Genomic DNA, 23,828 nt, shown 5'->3' with positions numbered 1-23,828 from the left:
TTTATTTTTTCTTGGTGTCCTTCTTTGCAGGAGTCTTGGACGCCGGCGCCGCAGCCGGCTGCGAAGCCGGGGTGCTGCCGCCCTGCACGCCCAGCGCGCCGCCGGTGCCCAGGCCGCCCGCTACTTCCTGCGCCTTGTAATTGCGCACCGCTTTCACGAGCTGGTTGTACGAGTCCATGAAGGCGGCGATCAGGATTTTACCCTCAGGCGTATTGGAATAGCCACCGGCGCCTGCAAAGCCGCCCGCGAACACGCCGCCGAATACATTGAAGTCGAAGTTCTTGGCGCTGCCCTCGGCCGCCGCCAGCTGCACGCCGGAGCGGTTGTCTATCATCAGCAGGGTGGTCGAGGCCTCGTTGGCCTTGATGCCGCCCGCCACCATGCCGGCCACGCTGCCGATCAGGCCAAAGCCGCCCAGCGCGCCGCCCATGCCGGACGTGCCTTTCTGGCTGAAGTTGATGGTGGGGCTCATGGTGTAATCGGCCGCCACCATCTGGCCCTTGCCGAAGTTGCTGCCGGCGCGCATCTCGCCGCTTTGCTGAATGTCGCGCTCCATATTCATGTTCTTCAGCGCGGCGCCGCGCTCCACCACCACGAAGCAGTTGGACTGCTGGATCATCATGCGCAGCACCGGCACGGTGGAGCCCAGCTTGTACTGCGACAGCGCGTGGTACCACGGCGCGGACTGGTCTTCGACCACGCCCAGCGTGCCCAGCGTCTTGTCGCATTTTTCCAGCTGCGAGCTGGCGTTGGCGGCGTTGGCGCCGCCGGCCGCGCCGGTGGCGACCGTGCCGCCGCCGCCCAGCTTGGGCTCGGTGCCGGCGCAACCGGCCAGCGTCAGCGCGGCAATGGCTGCTGCGAAATATTTACCTTGATTTTGGATGGTTTTGCTGTTCATGGTAGGACTCCCCTGGTCGTTTGCGTGGGCAAAGATGCGCTTCATTTTAGTCGTCAGGGAGTATATTTCAAACAACAAGCTAGATTCTATGCAATTGTCACAGTGGTAATTTAATTTAACAATTGAATGGATGAGCTTAATAGTTTTCAGCTACGGAATTTCAGGCGCAGCGTCAGGCTTTCGGGCGACATGACGAAGCCCATCACCTCCCCGGCCTCCCCGCCGCCGGCCGTGTCCACCGCCAGCACGTCGTAGCGCGCCAGTATCATCGCCATGGCGATCTTGATCTCCAGCAGCGCCAGATAGCGCCCCGGGCAGGTGCGCGGGCCGGAGCCGAAAGGCGCGCCCACTTTCTTGTCGGCGGCGATGGCGCCGCCGGCGTCCGGCAGCCAGCGCTGCGGGTCGAATTCGGCGGCGCGCGGGAAATGGCTGTCCTCCACCGTGTGGTGGCGCAGCACGCACCACACCAGCGCCCCCGCCTTCACTTCTATCCCTGCCACCGCCGTATCGCGCAGCGCTTCCACCGGCAGGAAGGGCGCCACCGGCTTCAGGCGCATGGCTTCCTGGATGCAGGCGTCCAGATAGTCCAGCGCGTCCATCTGGACTATGCTGAAGCTGGATGCATCCGGCGCGTGCAGCAGCACTTCGGCGCGCGCCTTCTCCATGGCTTGCGGGTGGCGCTGCAGCAGGTAAAGCAACCAGGCGATGGTGTTGGCCGTGGTGTCTTCCCCCGCCAGCAGCATGGTCGAGACATTGCCGGCCACGGCGCGGTCGTCCACGCCGCTGTCCGGCTGGTCGGCGGCGGCGATCATGGCTTCCAGCAGATTGGCGGGGCGCGCCGCGCGCGACGGGTCGGCCGCCAGACGCGCGCGGGCCTGGGCCACCAGCACGTCCACCGCGCTGGCCAGCGCGGCCACCGAGCGCTCCAGGCGGCGGTCCTGCGGCAGCTTGAAGTAGCGCCAGTAGGGCCACAGCGCCATGCTGCGGCGCGCGATGGCGGGCAGGATGTCGTCCAGGTGGCGCTGTATGGTGTCCTCGCCGCCGTCTATGGTGTTGACGTCGGTGCCGAAGGCCAGGCCGGCGATGATGTCCACCGTGTAGCGCTTCAGGTCCGCCGCCAGGTCGATATCGCGCCCGGCCTGCGCCGCGCCGTCCCAGCGCTTGCGCAGGCGCAGCGCCACCTTGGCCAGCGAAGGGAAATAGGCCTTGATGGCGTGCGGCGCAAAGCCCTGCATCACCATGCGGCGCTGGTTGCGCCACTCGCTGCCCTCGGCCATGAACAGGCCGGGCAAGCCGCCCATTTCCTCGGACACATTGGCCGTCACGCTGGGGCGGCGGAAGCCGTCCGGGCGCTCGCGCAGGATGGCGGCCACGGCTTCATGGTCGGCCACCACCAGCACCTCGGTGCGGCCGAAATACAGCGGGAAGAATGTGCCGTAGCGCTGGCACAGGCGCTCGATGTCGCGGTGCACGCTCAGCGCCCTCACTTGCAGCAGATTGCCCACCAGCGGCCAGGGGCGCGGACCGTGCAGGGATGACACGCTGCGCAGCGGCTGGCCTTCATGGGACAGGGTGACGGTAGTGGACATGCAAGCTTCCTTTGCTGATGATTTTGCCAAGACAACAACATCATAGCGGATAGCGCACCGCTGCGGTGCGTGGCCTTGCCGCGCAGCGGCGTACCATGGCGGGATGGACACGCAACGCATCCGCAAGCCGCTGGCTGGCGCGCTGGCGCTGATCTCGGCGCTGGCCTTGGCGCAGGCGCCGGGGGCGGACACACCCATGCCCACAGTAAGCGTCTCCGGCACCCGCGAGCCGGTCGACAAATCCTACCGCAAGATGTTGCGCGGCATGGACCGCTATGAACAGGCGCGCGCGCTGGCGCCGCAGTCCTCGCTGCGTTTCCAGCTGCTGCCGCGCCTGCCCGGCGTGAAGCTCGACGGCGTCACCCTGAAAGTGGTGGGCGACAGCATCGCGCTGCCGGTTCCCCTGGCGCCGGACCACAGCTTCACCCTGGAACGCAACGCGCAAGCCTGGCGCGAGGACGCCGCACTGCTGGCCAACCGCAGGACCAGCAGCATGACCTGGCGCGCCCTGGTGCGCAGCGCCGGCGTGCCCGAAGGCATGCGGCGGCTGGGCGACCTGCGGCTGGAGTGCCTGGTGGGGATCGAGTCGGGGCTGGTGTCGAACAACTCGGCCATGTTCGCGTGGCTGGCCGACATGCTGGCCGACGCGGACAAGGTGTGCGCCGCGCCGGACGGCAACTACCTGCAGTTTGCCGCCAGGCCGCTGTTCGGCGTCACGCTGCATGCGGGCGGCCGCACGACGGCGCTGCCCTTCCGCGCCTTGTACGCGGGCGGCACGCAAACCGAGGCCACGCTGCCCTACTGCGACTGCCAGGTGCTGCTCGACCGCAGCTACTACGCGCCGATATGGGACCGCAGCTGGCCGGACGGCACGCTGCTCAGTTTCGATTACATGGATGGGGAGCCGGATGCGGCGATGCCGCCCGGCGTGGCCAGCAAAGAAGCGGCGCGCGCGGCGCTGGGGGAGCCAGCAGCCGCGCTGCGCTTCAACAGCGGCTACGAAGTGTGGCAGTACCAGTATCCGCCCGCCGCGAGCTTGCCGAAGGGGAACGACGGCAGGCCGCAATTGGCGGAACTGGTGCTGCTGTTCGACGGCGCCGGCGCAACACTCAAATACCGGCGCCGCGAACCGTAGCCGCTGCGGTGCGGCGGGTTACGCACTGCGTGCTAACCCGCCCTACTCAATAACGCCCACCCAATCGGAACACCGTGGCGCGGCCCAATGACGGCGGCGGATGGGACACCATGCCGTGGTCCGATAACGGTGGCGGCGGATTGGACACCGTAGGGCGGGTTAGCGCAGCGTAACCCGCCAAGCTCCGCCACAGCCATTGTCAGTGCGGCACCACCGCGAACCTGAGCATGTCGGGCGGGTAGTACTGCTGGAAGTAGCGCCACAGCGTGCCCTTGGCCGAGTCGGCCAGCAGGTCGCGCAGGGCCTGCTGGTCGGCGGCGGGCAGCGAGCGCCGCGACACGTAAGCGCCGCTCTCCGTCATCGGCAAGCCGTCCATGGGCTGGTAGTGCAGCTGCGGCAGCAGCTCGCGCGCGGCCGGATCCTCGCTCAGGGTGGACATGAAGATGGACGGCGCCATCACGCTGAAGTCCACACGGCCGGCCTTGAGCAGGCGGCCCACGGCGGCCAGGTCGTCGGCGTAGTCGATGCGGCGCTCCAGCTCGAGCTGGCGCAGCAGCGCGTTGTACTCGTCGCCGAAGACATAGGAGCGCACCGCCACGCCGCGCAGCTTTTTCTGCGCCAGCAGCGCCGGCACGCTGCGCGCCTTGATCTTGCGCGCCTTCAGCGTGATCAGCTCCACTTTCCACTTCATCATCGGCACAAAGGTGGCGCGCAGGTCGCGTTCGGCGCTGCGCGAAGCGGGCACCATCACGTCGGCCTGGCCGGACTCCAGGAACTGGAAAGCCATGCGGGCGCGCGGCATGACGGGAAACTCGAAGGTGCAGCCGGCCTTGGCGCCCAGCTCGCGCAGCGTGTCCGGAATCACGCCGGAGACTTTACCGCCCTGCACGATCACGCTCTGCCCCGTGGGGGCAGCCGGCACTTTGATGATGCGCGAACAGCCTGCCACAGCTGGCTGAGGCAGCAGCGCTGCGGCCAGCAGGGTGACTATGGGCAGGGATTTAAGCATGTGTCCCATTCTACCTACGTCTTCCCGCCGTCGCTGCGGTGGGCAAGAATGGCTTTTTCAGATATCAAAATATCATCACAACAAGGGGCTTGGCAAAACCGTTTTGGGTTTGTATAATTGCGGGCTCTTGGCCTGGTAGCTCAGTTGGTAGAGCAGAGGATTGAAAATCCTTGTGTCGGTGGTTCGATTCCGCCCCGGGCCACCAAGAATTCAAAGAACGCCACCTTCGGGTGGCGTTTTTATTACTGGCCCAAAAACCTCCGGCCCGTCTATTTTTGGCAGCATCGCCGATGTCGCCAGAAGAACGGCGACTGTCGCCACAAGCGCATTCACTCTGGCAAAAATTCCGTAATATTCCACAATAGCCTTGCGGAAATAGGAACCCTGCCCCCATGAAACGCGCGTCCTCCTTGTGGCTGACACAGGCCTTGCTGCTGCTCCCGGCGCTCGCCTGGAGCCAGGCCGAGCCGCTTCAGCTCCAGATCGTGGAACTCCCTCCCTACATGGTGGTCTCGCCGGATGGCGCCATCAGCGGCACCGTGGTCGACCTTACGTTGGCGGCTTTTCGAAAAGCCGGCATAGCAGTGGTGATGGAGATCGTGCCCGCATCTCGGCAATTGGCAGTACTCAAGCAAAACGCAGGACCGGTCTGCTCGGTGGGCTGGATCAAGAATCCGGAGCGCGCAAGCTATGCCAAATTCAGCGACATGGTCCGCCAGGACGCCCCTTGGGTAGTGGTGGCGCCGGCCAACTGGCGGAGTCCGGCCGCGGCCACGCTGCAAGCCTTGCTGGCAAATAGCCGCATCAACGTGCTGGTCAAGCAGAGTTTCTTTTATGGAGACTACCTGGAACAAAAAATGGCCACCATGCGCGCGAAGCGCCAGATAAGCACCGGCAACATGGGACAACTGTTAAAAATGATCGCCGCAGGGCGCGCCGACCTGACCTTTGTGCCCAGGGACGGCTTCCAGTATTACGTCCGTAACGGACGGGTCGAGGCGGGCCAGCTGCAAGTGGTTGATCTGCCCGACATGCCTCCGGGATTTCAGCGCCACCTGATGTGCAGCAAATCGGTCAGCGACGACGTGCTTAAGCGTTTCAATGCCGCACTGAGTCCGCCACAGCCGACATCCGCGCGGCTCTTGCCGCGCAGCCAATGACCGTCTGCCGCGTCCCCATCCGCCGGCAAGCGCCTACCAGAAGATGACGCGCTGCTCGGGCGGCAAATACATCTTGTCGCCTTCCTTCACGTCGAACACGCGGTAGAAGTCCGGGTGGTTCTTCACGCTGCCGTTCACGCGGAATTCCGGCGGCGAGTGCGGGTCGGACTTGACCTGCGCGATGGCGTTGGCTTCGCGCGACTTGCCGCGGCGGGCCTGGGCCATGCCCATGAACAGGCGCTGCTCCGCCGTATAGCCGTCGATTACCGGACCGGGCTGGCCCTTCATGTAGATGCGGTAGGCGCGCGTGGCCATGACCAGGCCGGCGTTGTCGGCGATGTTTTCGCCCAGCGTCAGTTCGCCGTTCAGGTGGTAGCCGGGAACCGGGCTGTAGGCGCCGTACTGCGCCACCAGCATCTTGCCGCGCGCGGCGAACTTCTCGCCGTCTTCCTTGGTCCACCAGTTGCGCAGGTTGCCGTCGCCGTCGAACTGCGAGCCCTTGTCGTCAAAGGCGTGGCTGATTTCGTGGCCGATGGAGATGCCCACCGCGCCGTAGTTGACCGCCGGTTCGGCGTTCGGGTCATACAGCGGGAACTGCAGGCGCGCGGCCGGGAACACCACTTCGTTCAGCGAGGCGTTGTAGTAGGCGTTCACGGTCTGCGGCGTCATGCCCCAGACCTTGCGGTCCACCGGCTTGCCGAGGCGGTTCATATTGATCTCGTTGGCGAAGACGCGCGCGCGCATGACGTTGCCCACCAGGTCGTCGCGCTTGATGGCCAGGCTGCCGTAGTCGCGCCACTGGTCGGGGTAGCCGACCTTCACGCTGATCTTGGACAGCTTGATCTGCGCCTGCTGCTTGGTTTCCTTGCTCATCCACTCCAGCGACTCGATCCCTTCGCGGAAGGCGGCGATGAAGTTCTGCGCCATGTCTTCAACCTGCTTCTTGCGCTCGGGCGGGAAGTATTCCTTGACGTAGGCCTTGCCCACCATTTCGCCCAGCGAGCGGTTCACTTCCGCAATGGCGCGGCTTTGCAGCGGGCGCTGCTCCTTGGTGCCGGCCAGGATGGCGCCCCGGAAGGCAAAGCTCTCGGCGGCGAATTCCTGCGACAGGTAAGGCGCGTAGGCGCTCAGCAGGTGGAAGGTGAAGTAGGCTTTCCATACCGGCAGCGGGGTGGCGGCGATCAGCTTGTCCAGCCCTTCCAGGTAGCTCGGCTGGCCGACGATGACGCTGTCCGCCTTGCCGGCCACGCCGGCGCCCTGCATGTAGGCGGCCCAGTCGAAATTGGGCATCAGCGCCTTGAGCTGGGCCAGCGTCAGCTTGTTGTAGCCCTTGACCGGATCGCGGCGCTCCACGGCGGTCCAGTGCGCGCCGGCGATGCCGGTTTCCAGCGCAATGATCTGCTCCGCTTCGGCCGCCGCGTCGGCGTGGCCGGCCAGCGCCAGCAGCTTCTGCACGTGCTGCTGGTATTTGCTGCGGATGTCGCTCAGGCGCGCATCCTTATCGGACAGGAAGTAGTCGCGGTTGGGCAGGCCCAGGCCGGACTGCGAAATACCGAGCACGTAGCGGGTGGAATCCTTGGCGTCCTGGCGCACGCCCATGTCGATGGGGGCGGTGGCGTCGATGCGGTTGAAGTGCGCGGCCAGCGCGGCAATGCCTTCCTTGCTGGACAGCGCGGCCACCTTGGCCAGCTCGCCTTGCAGCGGCTTCAGGCCCTGGGCGTTGCGCAGGGCTTCGTTCATGAAGCTGGCGTAGTAGTCGCCTATCTTCTGCTCGTCCGAACCGTTCTTGCGGGCCTTGTCCTGCTCCGCTTTTTCTATGATGGAGCGCACCTGCCCTTCGACCTTTTCCTGCGCCTCGTTGAAGGCGCCCCAGGTGGCGCGGTCGGCGGGAATGGCCACGTCGTTCAGCCATTTTCCTTGCGACGCGCGGTAGAAGTCATCCTGCGTCCTCACAGCCTTGTCAGCCGCCGCAGTGTCGATGCCTGCCAGCGGCGCTGCCGCGTACGCGTGGGAACTGGCCAGTGCCCATACCAGTGCGGCCAAGGTGGTGCGTTTCATGTGCTGCCTCCATCAAAATTCAACAGATGAGCAGTATGCCCCAGCGTCTGCGGCGCGGGGGCGGCAGATACAAACACGTAACATTGATGGCGTCGATATTCAAAATTCAACCAATCAATTTGAATGATTCACGCAGCAGGCCTATCTTGTACTCATGCGCTGCGCCTTCCGCAGCAAACCAACCGAAAGGACATACCATGAGCACCTATGCCGCAGACCAGGCCGCCACCCAGTTCGCCACCATCAACGGCGACAGCATCGCCTACCGCAAGATCGGCAGCGGCAGCCCGCTGGTGCTGGCCAACCGCATGCGCGGCACGCTGGACACCTGGGACCCGCTGTTCCTCGATGGCCTGGCCGCCGCACACACGGTCATCACCTTCGACTACCCCGGCGTGGGCTATTCCAGCGGCAAGCTGCCGGCCGACATGAGCGACGTGGCCAACATCGTGGCAGCCCTGGCCGCCCAGCTGGGCCTGGACAAGTTCGCCATGGGCGGCTGGAGCTGGGGCGGCTTTGTGGCGCAGACCATGGTGGTGGAGCATCCGGAACTCGTGACGCACGCCGTCATCATCGGCGCCAACCCGGTCGGCGAGAACGCGCTGCCCATCCAGCAGGCCTTCCTGGACCGCGCCTTGAAGCCAGTGAACGACCTGGCGGACGAGGAAGTGCTGTTCTTCGAACCAAAATCTGCGCGCAGCATGGCGGCGGCGAAAGCGTCCCACGAGCGCATCCATGCGCGCGGCGGCGTGACGGAGAAGATTCCCGCCACGATGGACGAGTTCATGGCCTTCCTGGGCGCGGCCCGCACCGCCCACGCGGACGCCAAGGGCCGCCGCGCTCGGCTCGCGCAAAGCACTACGCCGATGCTGATACTGGGCGGCAGCAACGACATCAGCACGCCGTCCGCCAACTGGTATCCGCTGCTGGGGCAGATCCCGCGCGCCCAGTTCATCATGCTGGCCGAATCGGGCCACGGACCGCAGCACCAGTACCCTGAGCTGTCGGCGCAGTACATCAAGGACTTCCTGCGCCTGGCCGCCAAATAAGGTCAGCGTTCCTGCGAGCCGGTGATCACGCTGGCCACCAGCTCGCGGAACCAGGCGTGGCCGGCGTCGTTCTCGTGGCGCGCATGCCAGGCCAGCGACAGGTCCACGTCCGGCAAGGCAAACGGCAGCGGGCTGATGGCCAGCTGCAGCCGCGCCGCATACACCCGCGCCGCCCGCAGCGGCAAGGTGGCCAGCGAAGGGAAAGCCCCCAGTACAAAGGGCAGCGTGGTGAAGCGCGACGTGGCCATCACCACGCGCCGCGACCGTCCCTGCTTCGCCAGCACCTCGTCCACAAAACCGGAAAAGCCGCCGCTGAAGGATGTCAGCAGGTGCGGATAGGCCAGGTAGTCCTCCAGCGAAATCGGCAGCGCCGCCGGCACCAGGCGCGGATCGAAGATGCAGGCGAACTGCTCGCTATATAAAGGCACGCTGCGCAGCCAGCTCGGCACCGCCGCAAAATCCGCCAGCGCCAGGTCGATCGCGCCGCTCTCCAGCAGCTGGGCGCTGTTGTTGCGGTCGGCCGGCTTGAGCGCCAGCCGCATGCCCTGCCCCGCCTGCTCCATGCGCGCCAGCAGGGCCGGCGCCAGCGTCACCTCCCCGATATCGAACATACCCAGCGTGAAGCAGCGCGTGCTGCTGGCAGGATCGAAGCCGGCCGGCGCGAACAGGGCCAGGCTCAGGCTCTCCAGCGCCGGCTTGACCGCCTCCGCCAGCGCCAGCGCGCGCGCGGTGGGCGCCATGCCGGACGGCGTGCGTACGAACAGCTCGTCGCCGGTGAAGGCGCGCAGCCGCGACAGCGCCGCGCTGACGGCAGGCTGGCCCAAATAAAGCCGCTGCGCCGCCCTGGTAACGCTGCGTTCACGCAACAAAGCGGTGAACACCAGCAGCAGATTCAGGTCCAGGCGGCGGAAATCCGGTTCATTGATGTCGATCATGCAATCATTTTACCCCAGCGGTATGCTGTTTATTCATGAGCCGAAAAGGCATTCCACATCATGGGATCCTGCGCAAAAAAACGCAGCACGGCGTATTCCATTTTTTGAAAATTTATTTCGCATAGCAAAATACTGCAAATAAGTAATTGAAAAATAAGGAATTAATTTTACTTATATGTCTTATATAAGACCCTGTTGCGCCGCAATAAAAAGGCCTACTATTAATGCATGCGGTTTCACTTTTTTGCATTATTTATTTGCCCTACTACTTGCCTTACCACCTAGGAGATTCTCATGTCCCAGTACCAAGACGACATCAACGCCATCGGCGCCCTGAAAGAACAGCAAGGCAGCGCCTGGAATGCGATCAACCCGGAATCGGCCGCCCGCATGCGCGCCCAGAACAAGTTCAAGACCGGCCTGGACATCGCCAAGTACACCGCCAAGATCATGCGCGCCGACATGGCCGCCTATGACCAGGACCCGTCCAAGTACACGCAATCGCTGGGCTGCTGGCACGGTTTTATCGGCCAGCAGAAGATGATCTCCATCAAGAAGCACTTCAACAGCACCGACCGCCGCTACCTCTACCTGTCCGGCTGGATGGTCGCCGCGCTGCGCTCGGAGTTCGGCCCGCTGCCGGACCAGTCCATGCACGAAAAAACCGCCGTCTCGGCGCTGATCAAAGAGCTGTACACCTTCCTGCGCCAGGCCGACGCCCGTGAACTGGGCGGCCTGTTCCGCGAGCTGGACGCCGCCGACGGCGCCGCCAAGGCCGCCATCCAGGCCAAGATCGACAACCACATCACCCACGTCGTGCCTATCATCGCCGACATCGACGCCGGCTTCGGCAACGCCGAGGCGACCTACCTGCTGGCCAAGCAGTTCATCGAAGCGGGCGCCTGCTGCATCCAGATCGAGAACCAGGTGTCGGACGAGAAGCAGTGCGGCCACCAGGACGGCAAGGTCACCGTGCCGCACGAGGACTTCCTGGCCAAGATCCGCGCCATCCGCTACGCCTTCCTGGAACTGGGCGTGGACGACGGCATCATCGTGGCCCGCACCGACTCGCTGGGCGCCGGCCTGACCAAGCAGATCGCCGTGACCGCCAAGCCGGGCGACCTGGGCGACCAGTACAACGCCTTCCTCGACTGCGACGAAGTGTCGGCCGACGCGCTGGGCAATGGCGACGTGGTCATCAAGCGCGGCAACCAGCTGCTGCGTCCGAAGCGCCTGCCGAGCAATCTGTTCCAGTTCCGCGCCGGCACCGGCGAAGCGCGCTGCGTGCTCGACTGCGTGACCGCCCTGCAGAACGGCGCCGACCTGCTGTGGATCGAAACCGAAAAACCGCACATCGCCCAGATCGGCGGCATGGTCAGCGAAATCCGCAAGGTCATCCCGAACGCCAAGCTGGTGTACAACAACAGCCCGTCGTTCAACTGGACCCTGAACTTCCGCCAGCAGGTGTACGACGCGATGAAGGAAGCCGGCAAGGACGTGTCCTCCTACGAGCGCAGCAAGCTGATGAGCGTGGAATACGACCAGACCGAACTGGCCATCACGGCCGACGAGAAGATCCGCACCTTCCAGGCCGACGCGGCGCGCGAAGCGGGCATCTTCCACCACCTGATCACGCTGCCGACCTACCACACCGCCGCGCTGTCGACCGACAACCTGGCCAAGGAATACTTCGGCGAGCAAGGCATGCTGGGCTACGTGGCCGGCGTGCAGCGCAAGGAAATCCGCCAGGGCATCGCCTGCGTCAAGCACCAGAACATGTCCGGCTCGGACATCGGCGACGACCATAAGGACTACTTCAGCGGCGAAGCGGCCCTGAAAGCCGCCGGCAAAGACAACACCATGAACCAGTTCTAAGCAGTTTTAAGCAGTAAGCCGTTTTACCCTCGCCCACAAGGCAACCGGTCGCAAGCCCCCGCGCTGTATCCAGCGCGGGGGCTTGTTTTTTGGGGCGTCCATTATTTGGGGCGGAACTGTTTGCGGTAGGCGGCGGGCGAGAGCGAGAACGCGGCGCTGAACTGCTGGCGCAGCGACACGGTGGAACCGAAGCCCGCCAGCTCGGCCACGCGGTCCATGGCCAGCTCGCCGGTCTCCAGCAGGCGCTGGGCGGCGGCCAAGCGGTGGTTCAGCAGCCATTGCGCCACCGTGGCGCCGGTGCGGGCCTTGAAGCGGCGCGTGAAGTTGCGCCGGCTCATGGCGGCGCGCTCGGCCAGCTTGTCCAGGCAGAGCGGCTGGTCCAGGTGGGCCTGCGCCCAGGCCAGCACCGCGTCCAGCGGGTCGCCGCTGCCGCCCTTGGGCAGCGGCTGTTCGATGTACTGGGCCTGGCCGCCGTCGCGGTGCGGCGCCACCACCATGCGCCGCGCCACGCGGTTGGCCACTTCCGCGCCGTGGTCGCTGCGCAGCAGGTGCAAACAGCAGTCGATGGCGGCGGCGGTGCCGGCCGAGGTGAGGATGTCGCCCTCGTCCACGTACAGCACTTTCTGGTCCAGCCTGACCTTGGGGTATTTGCGCGCAAAGTCCTCGCTCCAGACCCAGTGCGTGGAGGCGCTGCGGCCGTCCAGCAGGCCGGCTTCGGCCAGCACGAAGGCGCCCAGGCACAGGCCCACCACCCGCGCGCCCCGCGCGTGCGCGGCGCGCAAGGCTTGCAGCAAGGCGGGCGACGGCGCTTGTTCGGGGTCGCCCCAGGCGGGCACGATGACGGTGTCCGCCCGCTCCAGCGCGTCCAGTCCGTGCGGCACGGCGATGCTGAAGCCGGACATGGTGGCAACCAGCCCGGCCTGCTCGGCGCACACCAGCAGCTCGTAGCGCGGCACGCCCAGGCGCGCCAGGTCGTCGCCGAACACCATGCAGGGCACGGACAAATGGAAGGGGCTGATGCCCTCGAAGGCGAGTATGGCGACGGTATGAGGCTGGACATGAGACATGGCCCGATCCTATCACATGTTGTCCTGCGGGCCGCTTTCGCGGGCGGCGCGCCGGCCGGATACTGCTTCCTGTCGCCAGTCCACATCAACCAAACAGGAGAACACCATGAACCATCCCACCATCCGCACCCTGTCCGGCGCCAGCGCCCCGCAGTCCATCGCCGCAGCCAGCACGGCCCTGCTGGTGATCGACTTCCAGAACGAGTACTTCAGCGGCAAGATGCTGATACCGGACGGCATGAGCGCGCTGCGCAACACGCAACGCCTGATTGCGCATGCGGACCGGGCCGGCATGCCGGTCTTCCATATCCAGCACGTCACCCCGGCGGGCAGCCCCATCTTTGCGCAGGACGGCGACACGGTGCGCTTCCACAGCGAGCTGCAGCCCGGCGCCAATCACGCGGTGGTGCAGAAGTCGCAGGTCAGCGCCTTCCAGGGCACGGACCTGGACCAGCGCCTGAAAGCGGCCGGCGTGAAAACGCTGATCGTGACGGGCCTGATGACCCATATGTGCGTGACCGGCGCGGCGCGCGACGCGGTGCCGCTGGGCTATGGCGTGATCGTGCCGGAGGACGCCTGCGCCACGCGCAGCCTGGACACGCCGGGCGGCGAGCTGCCGCATGCGGCCCTGCACCGCGCGGCGCTGGCCGCCATCGCGGACGCCTTCGGTGCCGTCATGAGCACGAACCAGGTGCTGGAGCTGCCGCTGGCTTAAGGCGACGCCTGCGCCGGCCGCGCGGACGGCGCAATGGCCAGCTCGAGCGGCCCCGCCACCACGTCGTTGGCCACCGCATAGACCTGGTAAGTGGCCGGCGGCAGCGTCTCGCGCAGCGCCGCTTCCAGCTGCGCCTCGAACGCGACTGGCACCACGTCGCCCGCCTTCAGCGCCGCGCGGCCCAGCACCGGCACCAGCAGCTCGGTCTTGCGCGGCTTGGCCTGGTCGATGCTGGCCACCAGCAGGGTGATGCGCAACACCGCCTGCACCGGCCCTTTGCCGTCCGCCGCGAGATTGCCCGGCGCCAGCGCCACTCTGGCCGCGCCGCGCAGCAGCGAACGCGGCGCGCCGGCGCCGTCCGCCGGGACCAGTTCCAGCACCATGCCCGGACCGGCCAGCGCATCCGCTTTCGCCTGCCATTCGGCCGGCGGCGCCGGTTTATTCGCCAGGCCGGCCGCCTCGCTGTCCGGCCAGCGCAAGGCCCGCAGCGCGGCGTCGCCCACGCTTGCGCCACCGCGCAGCAGCTGGACGGTGGCGGTATTGGACTTCCAGTCGTGCATCAGCATGGTCACCGCATAGCGTCCCGGCTGCCATGGCAAATTGACGATGCCGCGCACATCCAGCACGCGGGTGCTGACGGTGGCGCCGCGCGGCGCGGGCCGTGCTGCGGGATCGCCTTCGGCCGACATGGGCATGCCGCGCAAGTTCTGTTTCTTGGGGCCGAAATACGCATCCTGCACGCTGACCTTGCCGGTCAGCAGGTCGCTCACCACCAGTGCGCTGTTGCGCTTGCCCACCACGCGCCAGTTGCGCAAATTGGTGGCGCGGACCGCCCACAGCAGCGGCAGCGTTTCCCCCCGCGCGGTGTCCGCCACCGCAGGCATGCCGATCACCATGCCTTCGTAACGGCCCATGGTGATCATCTGCTCCTGCAGCGCGCCCAGCCTGGCGTCGTCCAGGTGGTAGAAATCGGCATCCGGCAAGCGCACCAGGCTGGCTGCAAGGTCACTGTGTTGCTGCATATTCGCTGCCCCAGAAGAAGTTGACATGGCGGCCACCGCCACGAGCGCCACCGCCATGGCGCGGTTCCGCAAAAAAATTCGCATGCTGCATCCCGCCGCTCAAGGTCTGTGGAAATCTTCCGCCAGCACATAAGGCTGGCACTTGGGGCAGAATTTATGGATGCCCCATTTCATCGGTCCGGCATCGTACATCACGCACTCGTACTTGATTTTCTTGCCTGCCTTGCCGCCATTCACCCGGCAGTGGTTGCCCTGCCCCTTGTCCTTCTGCTTGGGATGCTTGGGCAGCGACTTGGGTTGCTTGCCGGGGCGCGGCGTCTGGTTGAAGGAGTGGCCGAACTCATGGGTGATAGTATCGAAATAATCGTCATTCTCCGTGGGATCGTACACCGCCAGCGTATGCCTGACGCCGAAACTTTCGCCCAGAAAGTCTTCGGCCGTATGGCAGCGCGCCACCACATACACCGCATCGGCGGCCGAAGGAGGCGGCACAATGGCCGGCAGCCGCACCTGGATGTGTCCGGGAGTCTGGCGCGGCTTGGCCACCCGCGCCTCGTTCGCCGGAATGGGAACCCTGGTTGAATCGGAATCGCGGTACCAGTAGATCGACGTGGCCATCGGGCCGCCGTTCTCCATTTCAGGGTCGACCACATACAGCTCGCTGCTGACGTCGATATCGATATACTGGCCCGACATATCGCTTTCGACGGGGTCGCTCTGGCCCAAGGCCGTACCGCCCGGATCGCATTGGTAGGCGCACACCATCAAATGGCGCTTGACCGGCTGGTCGGGCTGCGTGTCGAGCCGGGCCGACAGCGCCAGCTTGTTGTAGCTGCCGATATTGGCCACCAGGGTGGTCGACGTGCTGTTCATGTCCAGCATGTATTGCGGGTAAAAGGTCTGCGCCGGCGCCGAGCCCACGTCGAAGTCCTTGATCTTGTCGAGCACCAGTTCGGTGTAGACCTCTTCGTAAGCGCTCTTGGTGACGTCCGCCGCCGGCGGATTAAAGCCGGCGGCCTTGCTCAACTGGTACCACACCTTGCGCCAGACGGTGATGCTGTCGTCCTTGGCCAGCACCGGCTTGCGCTTCTCCAGTTCGCCGTGGCCGTCCACATACTTGGCCAGGTGCGGGTCCTGTTCTATGTAGGCCGCGGGCTGGAATTTGTCGCCGCCGAAGCGCGACAGGATCACTTCCACTTTTGCGTAGCCGGTGGCGTCCGTCTTGGCCGACAAGTGCAGGTATTTCTTGTATTTCACCTTGTCCAGGTGCTTCAAGCTGGAGGAAATATCCTTCCACTTCCAGCTCTTGGGCATGTCCACATTCCAGTTGGCCTGCTTGCGGTTGTCCTTGTCCGGCGCCAGCATGACGTGCAGCTCCACGTCCGCCAGCGCCACGCTGAGCTTGGCGCCTATGGTGACTTTGCGGCCGTCCGTGTCCTGCAGCAGGTTGATGTAGAAGCGCTTTTGCGCCGCGTCCCAGGCCGGGCCGCTGGCTGGCGCCTGGTAGTCCACCTTGACCTCGTCGATTTTCACCACGGTGAAGCCGGCCCAGTCGCCGTGGCGCTTGGCGGTCTTGGCCAGGCCGCCGTCGGCCCGGTCCATGCCCAGGTCCAGCTTCGCGTCCAGCAGGGCATTGGTGGCGCTGCCGCCCTCCACCCAGAACTCGTGCTCCTTCGCCTTCAGATCCGCCACGCGGATCTTGACGGGATCCTTCAGCTCGTCGTCCCATTCCTTGGTGTGGATGGCCAGCCCGCCGCTGGCGGCCGTTGTCGTCAACACGATTTCGTAGTCGTCGGTGCCGTCCGGCCAGTGCTTCTTGGTGTATTTTTTGACGAGCAGCCTGGCGCGGGAAAAACTGCCGCTGTCCTGCGCGTGCAGCAGGCGGCCCATTTTGGTGACCTTGCCCGCGTCGTCCATGGCCTTTTGCTTGGGCAGCTTGAGCGACTCCAGCGCGTCCGCATCGTCCGGCTTGCCATCCAGCTTCAGCAGTTTCTCGCGGCTGTGCTGGTGCACCACCATTTCCAGCTCCACCACGCCCATGGCCTCGGTGGCCGGCTCGTCCAGGCGCACGCCGGGCAGGTTCGGGTCGGTCAGCCCCAGCTTGGCTTTGAACTTGCCCGCCTTGGTACCGCGCAGGTAGAGCTTGAGCTTGGTGTCCGGCGCCAGCTGCTGGGGTGTCAGGTCGGCGGTCAGCTTCTGCGTGCAAGCGGCATCGAGAAACACGTCCACATTCGCCGGCGTGCAGCTGAATTTTCCGCCGCCGGCATAGGGATAGGTCTTGTTCGATTCGCTGAAGGACAGCTCCACATAGGTCGGGTCCGGCAGCAGCTTGGGCTGGCTGGCTTCCTGCAGCTCGCCCAGGCCCCGGTCCAGCATGACCACCTTGTATTCCAGCTCCAGCTTGGGCGTGACGATGTTCTTCTTGTCCACCTTCAGGTCGACGGTCTGCTTGTCGCCCGGCCCCAGCGTCACCGTGCTGGTGGAGCCGGGCAGTATCACGTAGTCCTTGTCGTCCGGCGCCAGGATGGTCCCTACGCTGACCGTGTAGGTGCCGGGCTGCACCACGCCGAAATCGGCAATGCCGGTCTTGGCCTTGCTGGCCTTCTGCCCTACGCCGTTCACGGTGGCGTGGATGGTCTTGGGGCCGTCCACGTCGCACGTCACTTTGGCGAGCAGCGTGGGCCGCTGGGCCTTGGGGCAAGGCTGGGCGGAGCCGTCCACCGCGCCGTCGCCGTCCTGTTGCATCTGCTTGTCCAGCGCCGCCGCCTGGTTTGTGCTTTTTCCGCTCATGCGGCGCGCTCCTGTTGTGGTTCGTGGTCCTGTTGGTGGTCCTGGCCGGACAGCGACTGCGCCAGGTGCGCCATCGCCGCCGCATACAGCCGCTCGGTGCGTTCCGCTTCGCCGGCTATGCGCTCGTCGTTCAGGATGGCGGCGGCCCATGGGTGGAGGGGATCATGGTCGAAGCCGCTGCCCAGCATGAACATCAGCTCCAGGAATACGAACACGCCCGCCGGCGCGGCCAGGCCATACTGTTTGGCGCGGCGACGGCCGGACCAGATCACGCGGCGCATCAGCGCGTCGCCCTGGTGGCGGTATTTTTCGGGATAGAACTGCTGGAAGATGGCGGCCACGTCGCTGATCCAGGCCTCGCCGGTGCGGCGCGGCGCCGCTGCGAGGTCGAAGGCGCGCATGCGCAGCATGGCGCGCACCACGCGCTGGCCGTCGCTGCCGGCGGTGGCGGCAAGGTAGTCCAGGGTGGCGGAAAACAGCTGCTCCAGCCGCACGGTGGGGTCGGCGATGGCCTGTTCGTCCAGATAGTCGGCCACCCAGGGCAGTTGCGGGTCGCTGGCGAAATCCACGCCGAGGATGAAGGTCAGTGCGACATAGATGCCGGCCTGGCGCTTGCTGGTGTAGCCTTGGGCGGCGGCAGCCCGGACGCCCTGGCGGACCAGCAGCAGGATCTGGTCCGCGCCGCCGGCCTGCCGGCACTCGCGCGGATAGGAAGCCACCAGCCTGGCGGCAAGCTCGTGTTCAAAACGCTGGCGCAGCAGCGGTCCGAACGCTTCGAGCTGGGTGTTTCGTATGACGAGCATAGGCCTCCCCCGACAATGCGCACTATCCTGAACATGCCGTTCAGAATGTTGATATTACTACAAGTGCGCTTGCCGGGGTAAGGCTTTACCACATCAGATCATCAGGAATCTTGAAGGCAGCGTAAGGATCGTCCTCATCGACTTCGGTGCTGGCCTGTTTCACGCGCACCACGATGGATTCGTCGCGCTCGGCGATCTTGTCGGCGATCACGCGCGGCACCAGTTCCACGGCGCCGTTCAGGCACACGATCACCAGGCGGCCGGCAACCAGGTGGGCCTGCACCTCGGGCGACACATAGATGCGCTCGATCTTGGTGCCGAAGGTGAAGTTGTAGGGCACGTCGCCCTTGCCCTTGTTCTGGCGGTTCTGCTGCACCATCTGCGCGATCTGCGCCTGGATGGCTTTCTGCGCGGCGGCCGCGTCGCGCTGGGCGTTCAGCTCGCGCGCGCGTTCGGCCTGCTTGCGCTGGATTTCCTGCGCGGCCAGGCGCGCCTCGTCCACGCTCTCGGTGCCGGTGCGGCGCTCTTCCTTCTTCTGTTTGCTCTTGTCCTGGTTGACGACTTTGACCTTCTTCTTGTCCACCAGGCCGGCTTTGAGCAGCTGATCTGCCAATGAAACCATAATCTAAACTCCGTGCGAAAGACGCTAGCATAGCAAACCTTGGCGCCGTCCTTGACTTCCGCCCCGCCGGCACTAGGCTTAACAGATCGGCTCTCTGCGGCATGACCATCCGCGACTGCTGTCGGACTGCCGACCTATCAGGAGGTATGTCATGGGCATACAGGAAAACAAGCAACTGGTCATGGAAGGTTATCGCCTGTTCCAGACCGGCGACATCCGCAAGCTGCTCGAGCGCTACCACGACGACGCCGAGTGGCTCAGTCCCGAATCCGAATTCGTACCCTTCGCCGGCTGTTTCCACGGCAAGGCCGAAATCGCGCAGTTCTTCCACAAGCTGGACGCGTCGGTGAAGGCGCTCAGCTTCGTACCGCAGCAGTTCATTGCCGAAGGGGATCAGGTAGTGGTGACGGGCACGGCCACCTGGATGGCCAGGAACACCGGCCGCAGCTACGACAGCCCCTGGGTCCACGTGTTCAACTTGCGCGACGGTAAGGTGGCGCGCTTCCAGTCCTATTACGACACCGCAGGCGCCGAACGCGCCCTGCACGCCGACCAGCCCGGCCAAGCCGCCAGCGCGGCGCAGCTGCACCACTAAACGCGTACGCCCCTGCGGATGGGAAGCCATCCGCAGGGGCGCATATCGCCCGGTCTACATCAGCGCTTTTAGATCAGTACTTGTAGGTCAGGCCCAGCACGAAGGTACGGCCGGAGTGGACGTAGAGCAGCGTGTCGTTGCGCTGCAGGTCGCGGCCGTAGCGCAGCGGGGTGTCGGTCAGGTTCTGGCCTTCCAGGCTCACGCGCAGTTTCGGCGTGATGTTGTAGGACAGGCTGAAGTCGATATTGGTCGAACCGTCCACCACCGTGAAGTCATGCCCCGCCACGTCGCCCAGCACGTTCAGCAGATAGGCCGAACGGTGCGCCGCCGAGACCCGCGCGCTGAACTTCGGATCTTCGTAGAACAGCGTGATGTTGTGCGCGTTCGGCGACAGGCCGGTGAAGTTGGCGGTCTTGCTCAGCAACTCGTTGGCCGGCGTGTTCGGGTTGTCCACCCGGGTCACGTAGGTGATCTTCGAATCGACGTGGGTGTAGTTGGCCAGCAGGCCGAAGTTGTTCCAGCCGGCGGGCAGGAAGCTGAACGGCGCTTGCAGGTTCACTTCAAAGCCGTTCAACGGACCGCCCGGCGTGTTGACCTTGCGGCCCACGGTGACGATGGTGTCCGGCAGCGTCGGGCAGGCAGGGGTGCCGCCGGTGATGCTGCAGCCGCCGCCGATCAGCACGGAGTCAGGCAGGCCCAGCGAGGAGAACACGGCGCGCTCGGAGACGCCCTGGATGAAGGTGTTGATCTCCTTGCGGAAGTAGCCCACCGACAGCAGCGCGTTCTTGGCGTAGTACCACTCGGCCTGCAGGTCATAGGTGCGCGCGCGGATCGGGTCCAGGTTGGGATTGCCGATGGTGACCGACTGGTTCTGCGTGGACAGCGTAGCCGATGGCGCCAGGTCGGTGTACTCCGGACGCGACAGCGTCTTGCCGGCCGAGAAGCGCAGCAGCACGTCTTGCGGCAGCGAGGCGGTCACGTTCAGCGCCGGCAGCACGTCGCGGTATTTGTGTTCCACCGTGGCCGGCGTGAGCACGCCGTTGGCGTTGATCAGCGCGAACGAGGTGGCCTTGGTTTCCGCACCGCGCACGCCCACATTGCCGCGCAGGCCGACCGGGCCGACGTCGTACTTGAAGTCGACCGAACCGTACAGCGCGTTGATGCCCTCTTCCACGCCGCGGTTGGCCTGGCCCAGCAGGTTGTACTCGGACCCCGGCACTTTCGAGCAGTGGCATTCGATGTCGTAGATCTGGCGGAACTTGTCCAGGTCCACCGCCACCCACGAGGTGGGCACGCCGCTGCCGCCCAGGCCACGGCCGAAGCCGCTGATCTGGCGCGTGATGCTGGCCATGGTGGTGCCGGCCGGCAGCGCCAGGCCGTTGCCGCCCGAACCGATCTCCACGTTGGTCCAAGTGTTCTTGCGGTTCGACAGGCCGCCGCGCAGCGTAAGGTTGTCGTTCAGCTCGAAGCTGGCGTTGACGGCGTTGGTGCGCAGCTTGTTCTTGGTGTGCAGGTAGCGGCCCACGAACTGGCCGTGGAAGGTGCCGTCCGCTTCCTGCGGCGCGAAGGTGAACAGGCTGGGGTTGGCCACGTCCATGCCGAAGTTCAACGTCGGCACGTTGCGGTTGTTGCGGAAATCGAAGGAGAAGCCGTCCACGTTGGGCGTGTCGAACTGCACCGTGGCGCGCATCGGCTCGTCCAGGTCGGAGTTCGAGATGCCGGTCAGGAAGTCCACCTTGAGGCGGTCGGTGATCTCGCGGCTGCCGGACAGCACGTTCTGGCGGAACAAGGTGGTGTACTTGTCGAGCAGGCCTTCGGTGCGGATGTCCACCGCGTTGAACTTGCCGTAGTCCCAGCTGCCGTTGGCGTCGAAGTGCGCGTCCAGGATGGAAGACTGCGGCTTGCCGTTGGACTGGCCCAGCGTGCGGCCGAAGGAGATGGCGGAGATGTAGTTGTCGTAGCGGTCGTTGACGAACTTGCCGCCCATGAAGTCCAGGTTCAGTTCGGTCTTGGTGTCCGGACGCCATTGCGCGGACGCGGTGATGCCGGTGCGCTCGTAGTTGGTGAGCGAACGGCGGTAGCGCGGAATGCGCGGCGCGAAGGCGCCCGAGCCGGCGGCCGGGCTGGCCACGGTGCCGCCGTAGTTGTCCAGGCGGCCCATCACGTCGTTGTAGGCGGCCAGGTTGGAGGTGCGCGGCACGCCGGTGCCGCAGGCGGTGGCGGTGATGCCCTTGGACGGGGTGTTGACCGGGTTTTGCGGTGCATAGCCGAGCGGCGAGCAGAAGCCGCCGTCCTGGCTGGCGCTCAGCAGTTCAACTGCCTCGTAGCCCTCTTCCTGCACGGTACGCTTGGAATAAGCCACCGAGGCCAGCGCGCCTATCTTGCCGATCGGGGTTTCCCAGCGGTCCGAGTACAGCGCGGTCACGCGCGGCTCGGCCTTGCGCGACAGGCCGTTCCACGATTCCTGGCCGCCCAGGCTGAAGGTCTGGCCCTTGAAGTCGAAGGGGCGAGCGGTGCGCAAGTCGACAGTGGCGCCCAGCGAGCCTTCTTCCACGCTGGCCTCGGAAGTCTTGCGCACTTCCAGGCTGTTGAACAGCTCCGAGGCGAACACGGAAAAGTCGAAGCCGCGGCCGCGGTTAGTGCTGCCGTTGATATCGGAGGCGCCGGTTGCGGTCACGCCCTCGATGCCGTTGATGCGCACGCGCGTAAAGCCCGCGTTCAGGCCGCGCACGGTAATCTGCTTGCCCTCGCCGCCGTCGCCGCGCGTGAGCGATACGCCCGGCACGCGCTGCAGCGATTCGGCCAGGTTGGCGTCGGGGAACTTGGCGATGTCTTCCGCCTTGATCACGTCGACGATGCCGTCGCTGTTTTTCTTGGTGTTCAGCGCGCTGTTCAGGCTGGCGCGAAAGCCGGTCACGACCACCACGTTGTCGTCGGGCTTGTCCTTGGCGCTGTCCTGGGCCTGCGCTTGCAGCGAGGTGGCTAGCGAAAATACCGCCAGGGCGATCAAGGTGGGTTTCAAAGCGGGAAGATGAGGGGTGCTACTGTGCCGGCTAGTCATATTGCTTCCTTGTGATTTATTTGTTTGGAAATGAAGCGCGCGTCCCAACGCGATTTCGATCATATGCGGATTCATTTCGCCCGCAACACGGCCGGCACAAATAGTCACGGAGTTGAGCAACTGACTGGTCTGCTGATTGATCAGCTGATTGATTGGCTTCCCGTCAGGCGACCGTGGGCGCCCCTTGGTGGGGCCGGGCGTCGCGCGGAATGTCGATGACAAAGGTGGTGCCATCCTGTTGGTTGCTTGCCACAACGATGCTGCCGCCGTGCGCCTCGGCCACCTTGCGCGCAAACGGCAGGCCCACGCCCCAGCCCTGCGCCGCGTCCTTGGCGTGCGCGGCGCGGCGGTAGAGCTGGAAGATGCTCTCGCAGTCCTCGGGCGCGATGGGTTCGCCCTCGTTGTGCACCGCAATCTTGACGCGCTCGAACAGCACGCCGACAGACACTTGCACCGGCGCATCGGGGCGGCCGTACTTGATGGCGTTGCCGACCAGGTTCTCCACGGCGCGCCGCAGCGAATCGCGGCACCAGTGGCCGAGCAGCGGCTGCGGCGGCAGCTCCAGCTGCACGCGTCCGCCCGAAGCGATGGCGCCGGCCACTTCGCGCGCCAGCTCGGCCAGGTCGAATTCGCTGATGCGCAGGGCCAGCTTGCCGCAGCCGCCGAACACAATGCGGTCCAGCAGTTCGCGCGTCATGGTGTCGATCCGGGCCGCGCTGCGCAAAATGGTCTGGGCCAGCTGGCGCACGTCGTCGCTGCCGGCGATACGTTCGATCAGCTCGGCGGCCATGCGCGCGTTCGACAGCGGCGTGCGCAGGTCGTGCGTAATGGCCGCCACGAACTGCTCGCGCAGCGCCGCCTGCACGGCGGAAAAGGCATTGGCGCTGTCGCGCATCATATTGTCGATGCTGCTGGCGATCAGCGCGCGCTGCTGTAGATCGAGCGGCGTGCCCGCCTGCTCCATGCGGGCAAACAGCACGCGCTTGAACAGCTGCATTTCGTGGATCAGGGTGGTGATGTCGTAGGGCGTCAGGCGCGCGCGTTCGCCCCCATGCTCGGTGGCCAGGGACAGCAGGTCGCATATGGCATGCTCGCGCTCGCTTTCGGTCAGCAGCAGGGCCAGCGTATCGACAATGGCGGGCAGGGTATTGCCGAGGATGGAGATATGCAGCGGCACCGCCTTGCTCAACTCGGCCCGCACCGTGTCCATCCAGGCCCTCACCACCTCGTCGCGGCAATCCAGCAGGGCGCGCGTGGCCGGCGCCAGACCGGGCTGGCCAGGGTCCGTCGTGCCTGTCAGATTCGAAGCCATGAGCGAGTATAGCGCCGGGAACGGGCGGCCGACGCCCGCTTGAACCTGCGCGCCCGGCGTGCTGCAGCGCAGCACGCCGGCCTGCCGCCGCGATCAAATTGCAACGCAGGACAGGCCCCGATTGACCGTTGCC

General features: G+C 65.4%; 18 protein-coding genes and 1 tRNA gene. 7 read left to right on the top strand and 12 right to left on the bottom strand.

Annotation, left to right across the window (positions count from 1 at the left end):
• Position 1 precedes the first annotated feature (1 nt).
• Positions 2–898 (bottom strand): CsgG/HfaB family protein, encoded by an 897-nt coding sequence (locus tag KT882_RS05295; protein WP_161074173.1) that lies wholly within the window; start codon positions 896–898, stop codon positions 2–4.
• A gap of 146 nt (positions 899–1,044) precedes the next feature.
• A complete protein-coding gene (locus tag KT882_RS05290) occupies positions 1,045–2,487 on the bottom strand; it encodes a cytochrome P450 (protein ID WP_228894752.1) in 1,443 nt (480 codons plus the stop codon).
• A 103-nt stretch (positions 2,488–2,590) separates the two neighbouring features.
• On the opposite strand from KT882_RS05290, the gene KT882_RS05285 reads away from it, so the two are divergent.
• Positions 2,591–3,622 (top strand): hypothetical protein, encoded by a 1,032-nt coding sequence (locus tag KT882_RS05285; protein WP_228894750.1) that lies wholly within the window; start codon positions 2,591–2,593, stop codon positions 3,620–3,622.
• A gap of 199 nt (positions 3,623–3,821) precedes the next feature.
• Here KT882_RS05285 and KT882_RS05280 read toward each other — a convergent pair whose 3' ends face one another.
• On the bottom strand, positions 3,822–4,631 hold the full coding sequence (locus KT882_RS05280) for a substrate-binding periplasmic protein (protein ID WP_228894748.1): 810 nt from the start codon (positions 4,629–4,631) through the stop codon (positions 3,822–3,824).
• A gap of 129 nt (positions 4,632–4,760) precedes the next feature.
• On the opposite strand from KT882_RS05280, the gene KT882_RS05275 reads away from it, so the two are divergent.
• Together KT882_RS05275 and KT882_RS05270 are read left to right on the top strand one after the other, a co-directional pair.
• A tRNA-Phe gene (locus KT882_RS05275) sits at positions 4,761–4,836 on the top strand.
• Positions 4,837–5,023: 187 nt separating this feature from the next.
• Positions 5,024–5,791, top strand: coding sequence for a substrate-binding periplasmic protein (locus KT882_RS05270; protein WP_228894746.1), 768 nt, complete (start codon positions 5,024–5,026; stop codon positions 5,789–5,791).
• A 33-nt stretch (positions 5,792–5,824) separates the two neighbouring features.
• Here KT882_RS05270 and KT882_RS05265 read toward each other — a convergent pair whose 3' ends face one another.
• A complete protein-coding gene (locus KT882_RS05265; RefSeq protein WP_228894745.1) occupies positions 5,825–7,849 on the bottom strand; it encodes a M13 family metallopeptidase in 2,025 nt (674 codons plus the stop codon).
• A gap of 197 nt (positions 7,850–8,046) precedes the next feature.
• On the opposite strand from KT882_RS05265, the gene KT882_RS05260 reads away from it, so the two are divergent.
• Positions 8,047–8,898: an alpha/beta fold hydrolase gene (locus KT882_RS05260; RefSeq protein WP_161075176.1), complete on the top strand. Its 852-nt coding sequence runs from the start codon at positions 8,047–8,049 to the stop codon at positions 8,896–8,898.
• Between the two features lie 2 nt (positions 8,899–8,900).
• Here the strand turns inward: KT882_RS05260 and KT882_RS05255 are convergent, their stop codons facing one another.
• Positions 8,901–9,833: a LysR family transcriptional regulator gene (locus KT882_RS05255; protein ID WP_161075177.1), complete on the bottom strand. Its 933-nt coding sequence runs from the start codon at positions 9,831–9,833 to the stop codon at positions 8,901–8,903.
• A 294-nt stretch (positions 9,834–10,127) separates the two neighbouring features.
• Here KT882_RS05255 and KT882_RS05250 point away from each other — a divergent pair, with 294 nt between their 5' ends.
• Complete coding sequence (locus KT882_RS05250; RefSeq protein WP_161075178.1) at positions 10,128–11,708, top strand: isocitrate lyase; 1,581 nt, start codon at positions 10,128–10,130, stop codon at positions 11,706–11,708.
• Positions 11,709–11,809: 101 nt separating this feature from the next.
• Here KT882_RS05250 and KT882_RS05245 read toward each other — a convergent pair whose 3' ends face one another.
• Positions 11,810–12,775, bottom strand: a complete 966-nt coding sequence (locus KT882_RS05245) for a GlxA family transcriptional regulator (protein WP_161075179.1) — start codon at positions 12,773–12,775, stop codon at positions 11,810–11,812.
• Positions 12,776–12,881: 106 nt separating this feature from the next.
• Between KT882_RS05245 and KT882_RS05240 the strand changes: the two genes are divergently transcribed.
• Positions 12,882–13,490 (top strand): cysteine hydrolase family protein, encoded by a 609-nt coding sequence (locus KT882_RS05240; protein WP_228894744.1) that lies wholly within the window; start codon positions 12,882–12,884, stop codon positions 13,488–13,490.
• Here the strand turns inward: KT882_RS05240 and KT882_RS05235 are convergent.
• From KT882_RS05235 to KT882_RS05220, 4 genes are all read right to left on the bottom strand, one after another.
• Positions 13,487–14,512: a hypothetical protein gene (locus KT882_RS05235; RefSeq protein WP_228894743.1), complete on the bottom strand. Its 1,026-nt coding sequence runs from the start codon at positions 14,510–14,512 to the stop codon at positions 13,487–13,489. The two genes, KT882_RS05240 and KT882_RS05235, sit on opposite strands and share 4 nt — an antisense overlap.
• Positions 14,513–14,611: 99 nt before the next feature.
• On the bottom strand, positions 14,612–17,302 hold the full coding sequence (locus KT882_RS05230; RefSeq protein WP_228894742.1) for a hypothetical protein: 2,691 nt from the start codon (positions 17,300–17,302) through the stop codon (positions 14,612–14,614).
• On the bottom strand, positions 17,299–18,105 hold the full coding sequence (locus tag KT882_RS05225; protein WP_228894741.1) for a hypothetical protein: 807 nt from the start codon (positions 18,103–18,105) through the stop codon (positions 17,299–17,301). Before KT882_RS05225 ends, KT882_RS05230 begins: the two co-directional genes overlap by 4 nt.
• Positions 18,106–18,190: 85 nt before the next feature.
• Positions 18,191–18,727 (bottom strand): DUF2058 domain-containing protein, encoded by a 537-nt coding sequence (locus KT882_RS05220; RefSeq protein ID WP_228894740.1) that lies wholly within the window; start codon positions 18,725–18,727, stop codon positions 18,191–18,193.
• A 151-nt stretch (positions 18,728–18,878) separates the two neighbouring features.
• On the opposite strand from KT882_RS05220, the gene KT882_RS05215 reads away from it, so the two are divergent.
• Entirely contained in the window at positions 18,879–19,322 is a 444-nt protein-coding gene (locus tag KT882_RS05215; protein ID WP_161075185.1) for a nuclear transport factor 2 family protein, read from the top strand.
• A 73-nt stretch (positions 19,323–19,395) separates the two neighbouring features.
• Here the strand turns inward: KT882_RS05215 and KT882_RS05210 are convergent, their stop codons facing one another.
• Positions 19,396–22,332 carry a TonB-dependent receptor gene (locus tag KT882_RS05210; RefSeq protein ID WP_161075186.1) on the bottom strand — a complete coding sequence of 979 codons (2,937 nt, stop codon included), beginning with the start codon at positions 22,330–22,332 and terminating at the stop codon, positions 19,396–19,398.
• Between the two features lie 214 nt (positions 22,333–22,546).
• Positions 22,547–23,695, bottom strand: a complete 1,149-nt coding sequence (locus tag KT882_RS05205) for a sensor histidine kinase (RefSeq protein ID WP_228894736.1) — start codon at positions 23,693–23,695, stop codon at positions 22,547–22,549.
• Positions 23,696–23,828 lie beyond the last annotated feature (133 nt).

It is taken from the genome of Pseudoduganella aquatica (assembly GCF_020865585.1).
In the GTDB taxonomy this organism is placed as follows: Bacteria; Pseudomonadota; Gammaproteobacteria; order Burkholderiales; family Burkholderiaceae_D; genus Rugamonas; species Rugamonas aquatica_A.
This window is presented reverse-complemented; position numbering and strand designations above follow the sequence as displayed.